This is a genomic window from uncultured Stenotrophomonas sp. (genome assembly GCF_963519925.1).
Taxonomy (GTDB): domain Bacteria; phylum Pseudomonadota; class Gammaproteobacteria; order Xanthomonadales; family Xanthomonadaceae; genus Stenotrophomonas; species Stenotrophomonas maltophilia_AE.
Genome location: NZ_CAUQPH010000216.1, coordinates 1 through 4120, shown reverse-complemented (window position 1 = coordinate 4120; position 4120 = coordinate 1). Strand labels below are relative to the sequence as shown.

Annotated in this window: 4 protein-coding genes; 2 read left to right on the top strand and 2 right to left on the bottom strand. The window is 68.3% G+C overall.

What is annotated here, in order from left to right; translation table 11 throughout:
- Positions 1-177: 177 nt before the first annotated feature.
- Both RWO33_RS19590 and RWO33_RS19585 read left to right on the top strand, forming a co-directional pair.
- Entirely contained in the window at positions 178-1143 is a 966-nt protein-coding gene (locus RWO33_RS19590) for a YafY family protein (protein WP_145479105.1), read from the top strand.
- A gap of 161 nt (positions 1144-1304) precedes the next feature.
- On the top strand, positions 1305-2099 hold the full coding sequence (locus RWO33_RS19585; protein ID WP_314107069.1) for a MetQ/NlpA family ABC transporter substrate-binding protein: 795 nt from the start codon (positions 1305-1307) through the stop codon (positions 2097-2099).
- A gap of 109 nt (positions 2100-2208) precedes the next feature.
- Here RWO33_RS19585 and glpK read toward each other — a convergent pair whose 3' ends face one another.
- Complete coding sequence (gene glpK / locus RWO33_RS19580) at positions 2209-3708, bottom strand: glycerol kinase GlpK (RefSeq protein ID WP_314107067.1); 1500 nt, start codon at positions 3706-3708, stop codon at positions 2209-2211.
- A gap of 67 nt (positions 3709-3775) precedes the next feature.
- A partial coding sequence (locus tag RWO33_RS19575) for a glycerol-3-phosphate dehydrogenase C-terminal domain-containing protein (RefSeq protein ID WP_314107066.1) occupies positions 3776-4120 on the bottom strand: 345 nt, incomplete at its 5' end.

Below are 4120 nucleotides of genomic sequence, written 5' to 3'. Positions count from 1 at the left end.
TGGCCGGGGCGGGCGCGGGCGCGGGCGCTCGTCCGCACGCGGACAGCAGCAGGGACAGCAAGGCAACGGCAGGCAACAGGCGCATGGTGGGGGCAGCGGGGGCGGGCAGGGGCTTCACGATAGCGGAAGTTCGGATCGAGGCCGCCACAACGGCGGCGACTCGGACATAATCGGGTCATGGACCGATATGAACGTATCAATGCCCTGCATCGCCTGCTGAAGTCCGCCCGCTATCCGGTCACGGTGGCGACCCTGCAGGAAAAGCTGGCCTGTTCGCGCGCCACCGTCTACCGCGACCTGGCCTTCCTGCGCGACGCGCTGATGGCCCCGGTCGAGGGTGACGGCGAGGCCGGTTTCCGTTACCAGGACGACGAGAGCGCCCGTTTCGAATTGCCCGGCCTCTGGCTCAGCTCCGAGGAGCTGCACGCGTTGCTGGCCTCCCAGCACCTGCTGGCGCGTACCGGGGGCGGCGTGCTGTCCTCGGTGCTGGCACCGCTGCAGCAGCGCATCGAGGGGCTGCTGGCCGCGCAGGCCGGCGTGTCCAGCTGGCCGGTGGACCGGGTGCGGGTGATTCCGCACCGTGGCCGCAAATTCGACGAAGCCAGCTTCCGCGCGGTGGCCTCGGCGGTGCTGGAGCGGAAGCAGCTGGCCTTCGAGTACCGCGCCCGCTCCACCGACGAGGCGACCAAGCGCACGGTCTCGCCGCAGCGCATGACCCATTACCGCGACAACTGGTACCTGGATGCCTGGGACCACGGCCGCGAGGGCCTGCGCAGTTTTGCCGTGGACCGCATCTACAAGGCCCGCGTGGTCGACACCACCGCGCGCGATGTCGCCGACAGCGAACTGGACGAGCAGCTGGGCGCCAGTTACGGGATCTTCTCCGGCCCGCCCAAGGGCTGGGCGACGATCGTGTTCAGTGCCAAGGCCGCGCGCTGGGTGGCCGACGAGCATTGGCATTCCAGGCAGCAGGGGCGATTCCTGGCCGACGGCCGCTATGAGCTCAAGGTGCCTTACAGCGTCTCGCGCGAGCTGCTGATGGACGTGCTGCACTATGGTTCGGACGCGGAGATCATCGAGCCGGCCATGCTGCGCGAGCAGGCCAAGTCGCTGCTGGAGCTGGCGCTGACCAACTACGCCTGACCCCGCGCCCGGCTGACGTCGGGCATGGTCCGGGTATCCCGGGCAGCCACGCAGGGCGTGGCTCTACGGCATTGGGGACCAGCGTGGCTGGCCGGGATACCCGCCGTGCCGGGGCTTGCGGTATGGTTGGGGGCTGACGCAGCCCCTCGGATTCCGCCCCCATGAAAAAGTACCTGTTGCTCCCGCTGCTGGCCGCCTCGCTGGCGCTGGCCGCCTGCGGCAAGCCCGCCGCCGACTCCAGCCGACTGGTGGTCGCCGCCACCGCCGTGCCGCATGCCGAGATCCTGGCCGTGGTCAAGCCGATCCTTGAGAAGGAAGGGCTGGAGCTGGACGTAAAGGTGTTCAACGACTACGTGCAGCCCAACGACCAGCTGGTGCAGAAGCAGGTGGACGTGAACTATTTCCAGACCGAGCCCTACCTGGACGCCTACAACCGCGACCGCAAGACCGACCTGACCAAGGTCATCGGCGTGCATATCGAGCCGTTCGGCGCCTACTCGCGCCGCTTCAAGACGCTTGAAGAGCTGCCCACCGGCGCCGACGTGGTGATTCCCAACGACCCGAGCAACAACAGCCGCGCGCTGATCCTGCTGCACAAGGCCGGCGTGCTCACGCTGAAGGACCCGAGCAACGCACTGGCCACCCAGCGCGACATCATCGCCAATCCGAAGCAGCTGAAGTTCCGCGAGCTCGATTCGGCGATGCTGCCGCGCGTGCTCGACCAGGTCGACCTGGCCCTGATCAACACCAACTACGCCCTCGACGCCGGCCTCAACCCGACCCAGGATGCGCTGGCGATCGAAAGCAAGGACTCGCCGTACGTGAACTTCCTGGTCGCGCGCCCGGACAACAAGGACGACCCGCGCGTACAGCAGCTGGCCAAGGCACTGACCAGCCCGGAAGTCAAAGCCTTCATCGCCGAGAAGTACAAAGGCGCCGTGCTGCCGGCGTTCTGACCGAAAGCCATACCCGGGCTATCGGGTCGTCCCCGAAGCCCCTGGCAGTGAGGTAGAGCCACGCCCTGCGTGGCTGGCCGCGAACGCGCGGCAATGATCGAAGCGAACATCACGGCACCCGGAACCCCATCGTCGCTTCAACCGCTTGTTGCCAACCAGCGTACAACGCCTCGCGCTGTTCCACCGCCATCTGCGGCACGAAACGCCGATCCACCGCCCACTGCTCGGCGATCTCCGCACGGCTGGCCCAGAACCCGGTGGCCAGCCCGGCCAGGTAGGCGGCGCCCAGTGCAGTGGTTTCGGCCACCTGCGGCCGCAGCACCGGCACCCCGAGCAGGTCGCTCTGGAACTGGGCCATGAAATCGTTGGCGATCGCGCCGCCATCGGCGCGCAGTTCGGTCAGCGCGATGCCGGCGTCGGCCTGCATCGCGGCCAGCACGTCACGGGTCTGGTAGGCCATCGACTCCACCGCCGCGCGGATGAAATGCTCCTTGGTGGTGCCGCGGCTGAGGCCGAACACCGCCCCGCGCACGTCACTGCGCCAGTAGGGCGCACCCAAGCCGACGAAGGCCGGCACCATGTACACCCCGCCGTTGTCCGGCGCCCGTTCCGCGTAGGCCTGGCAGTCGCTGGACTTGCCGAACATGCGCAGGCCGTCGCGCAGCCACTGCACCACCGAGCCGGCCACGAAGATCGAGCCCTCCAGCGCGTACTCCACGCCGCCGTCGATGCCCCAGGCGATCGTGGTGAGCAGCCCGTTGCTGGATTCCACCGCGCGCGCGCCGGTGTGCATCAGCATGAAGCAGCCGGTGCCATAGGTGTTCTTGACCATGCCCGGTGCGAAGCAGGCCTGGCCGAACAGCGCCGCCTGCTGGTCGCCGGCGATCCCGGCAATGGGGATGTGCTGGTCGAAGAAGAACTGCGCGCGCGTGGTGCCGTACACCTCGCTGGAACTGCGTACGTCCGGCAGCATGGCGCGCGGGATGTCCAGCAACGCCAGCAGGTCATCGTCCCAGGCCAGGGTGTGGATGTTGAACAGCAGCGTGCGCGCGGCGTTGCTGTAGTCGGTCACGTGCGCGGCACCGCCGGTGAGGTTCCACACCAGCCAGCTGTCGATGGTGCCGAACAGCAGCTCGCCGCGCTCGGCGCGGGCCTGTGCGCCGTCCACGTGGTCGAGGATCCAGCGGATCTTGGTCGCCGAAAAATACGCATCCACCAGCAGCCCGGTGCGCGCACGGATCAACGGTTCGTGGCCGTCGGCCTTGAGCTGTTCGCAGATCGCCTGGCTCTGCCGCAACTGCCAGACCACTGCGTTGTGGATCGGTTGCCCGGTGGCCTTGTCCCAGACCACGGTGGTTTCGCGCTGGTTGGTGATGCCGATCGCCGCGATCTGGCGTGGGTCGACCTGTTCGCGGTTGAGCAGTTCGGTCAGCGTGGTGTAGACGCTGGTCAGGATCTCGCGCGGATCGTGCTCGACCCAGCCCGGCTGCGGGAAGTGCTGGGTGAACTCGCGCTGGGCCACGCCGGCAACGCGCCCCGCACGGTCGAACAGCATCGCGCGCGAGCTGGTGGTGCCCTGGTCGATGGCGAGTACGAACTTTTTTTCCATGCAGACACCCCGACGGCGATGACCGTTGGAGGATAGCGTAGTGGCGGCCGCTGGCCGGTGGTCGGCACTACGGGTTCGTGGCGGGCGCCTGGGCCGGTGCCAGCGGCGTTGCCAGGTACGTTGCCAGCCGCGCCTGCTGCGCCGCGTCCAGGCGCAGACCGGAATGGGTGCGGCGCCACAACACATCCTCGGCATGCGTGGCCCATTCGTGTTCGACCAGGTAATCAACCTCGCGCGCGTACAGGCCCGCCCCGAAGTGCATGCCCAGCGCTTCAACGGTCTGCGCATCGCCCAGCAGCGCGCGCGTGCGCGTGCCATGGCGACGGGCCAGCCCGTGCAGCAGCGCTTCGGGAAGCTGGGGGTAGCAGGCCTGCAGGGCGGGCAACAGCGCGTCGACGCCGCCGCCATCGCC

Bases quoted from the DNA above. Each gene is read 5' to 3' on its own strand.
- RWO33_RS19590 (WP_145479105.1), top strand. From the start codon at position 178: ATGGACCGATATGAACGTATCAATGCCCTGCATCGCCTGCTGAAGTCC.
- RWO33_RS19585 (WP_314107069.1), top strand. From the start codon at position 1,305: ATGAAAAAGTACCTGTTGCTCCCGCTGCTGGCCGCCTCGCTGGCGCTG.
- glpK (WP_314107067.1), bottom strand. From the start codon at position 3,708: ATGGAAAAAAAGTTCGTACTCGCCATCGACCAGGGCACCACCAGCTCG.